This window comes from Eudoraea sp. (assembly GCF_049665975.1).
In the GTDB taxonomy this organism is placed as follows: domain Bacteria; phylum Bacteroidota; class Bacteroidia; order Flavobacteriales; family Flavobacteriaceae; genus Eudoraea.
This window is the reverse complement of record NZ_JBATGR010000069.1, coordinates 1-1,578: the sequence shown is the minus strand read 5'-3', so window position 1 is coordinate 1,578 and position 1,578 is coordinate 1. Positions and strand designations below refer to the sequence as shown.

Annotated in this window: 2 protein-coding genes; one reads left to right on the top strand and one right to left on the bottom strand. The window is 38.3% G+C overall.

From position 1 onward, the window contains the following. The coding region (locus WBN20_RS02995; protein ID WP_424280648.1) for a glycoside hydrolase family 2 TIM barrel-domain containing protein at positions 1–1,176 on the top strand (1,176 nt) is incomplete at its 5' end. A gap of 138 nt (positions 1,177–1,314) precedes the next feature. Here the strand turns inward: WBN20_RS02995 and WBN20_RS02990 are convergent. Beyond that, a partial coding sequence (locus WBN20_RS02990; RefSeq protein WP_424280647.1) for a nuclear transport factor 2 family protein occupies positions 1,315–1,578 on the bottom strand: 264 nt, incomplete at its 5' end.

Below are 1,578 nucleotides of genomic sequence, written 5' to 3'. Positions count from 1 at the left end.
AACGACTATAAAATTCAGTTGGCTACAAACGATGCTTCCAAAATTAAAGGCTATATAGAGCTGGAGGGATCTGTCGGGGAAGAGTCGGTGGTATTACAAATACCTGAATTAAAAATAAATCAGAGCTACACTCCGGATGCAAACGGTAAGGTTTCTTTTGAAATCCCCGTAAAAAAGATTCAACTCTGGAATCCGGAATCACCAAAATTATATGAAGTTAAAATCAGTTCCTCACAAGATGCTGTTACCGATAAGATTGGTTTCAGGACCATCGCCACATCTGGTAAAAATATACTCCTTAATGGAGAATCTATTTTCATGAAGGGTATTGCAATGCACGATGAGAACCCGCTTATCGGGGGCCGACTGCGATCTGAAGGAGATATGCGGATGATGCTTAGCTGGGCGAAGGAATTAGGGTGTAATTATGTGAGATTGGCTCATTATACCCATAATGAAACCATGCTGCGGCTGGCAGATGAAATGGGATTATTGGTCTGGTCTGAGGTACCGGTGTATTGGACTATTTCATGGGAGAATAAAGAGACCTATAAGAATGCGGAAAATCAGTTGAGTGTTTCCATTGAACGCGATAAAAACAGGGCAAGTATTATTATTTGGTCGGTAGGAAATGAAACACCGGTTACCGAGGCAAGAAATGTTTTTATGGGTAAGTTGGTAGATAAGGTAAGGTCTTTGGATGATACGCGTTTGGTGGCAGCTGCATTGGAAGTTGAATTCGATGGTTATACTGTAACAGTTCATGATACACTGGGAGAAAAGCTCGATTTGGCCAGTTTTAATCAATACGGAGGGTGGTATTGGTCAGAACCTAAGGAACTCCCTAAATTTTCGTTTGATATTAAATTCAACAAACCTGTGGTTATTACTGAATTTGGGGGTGGTGCGCTTGCAGGTTTTCATGCGGATGATGATACCATGTGGAGTGAAGAATATCAGGAGTTGATTTACATCAACCAGCTAAAAATGATGGATAAGATAGATGGCCTCAGGGGAATAACCCCCTGGATACTGGTCGATTTTAAATCTCCCCGAAGACAAAACCCGGTGTACCAGAATTTCTGGAACCGTAAAGGATTAATGTCTAATACGGGAGTTAAAAAGAAAGCCTATTTTATCCTTCAGGAATATTACAGGAACAAATCGGTAAAATAACAGAAGCATCTTACTTATGTTTAGGACGAGAATCTTTGGATTTTTTTGGCCCGGATCAAAGTATACTTTGTTTATTCTTTATTATAATTTTCAGGCACTTTTAAGTTCTTCTGCTTCTTACAATGGCCGCAGTGCAACTCATTTTTCCAATTCCCTGACTAATTCTCTGGATATCAACGTATCATATATAATTTGAAGCTTGCTAATCATGTTTGTGGCATCAAATTCTATAATATCAACAACATCAAATTCTACTTTTTGCTTATTTTTCAGAGTCCATTTATAATTAAAATAGAGAGCCAGTTTATTTGAATTAGTTTCCTCAAAAATTCCTTTTAAATGCAGTTCAGAATTTGTGGTATCACTACTCAATTCACGATAAAATGCATCCGCTTTCTTAAT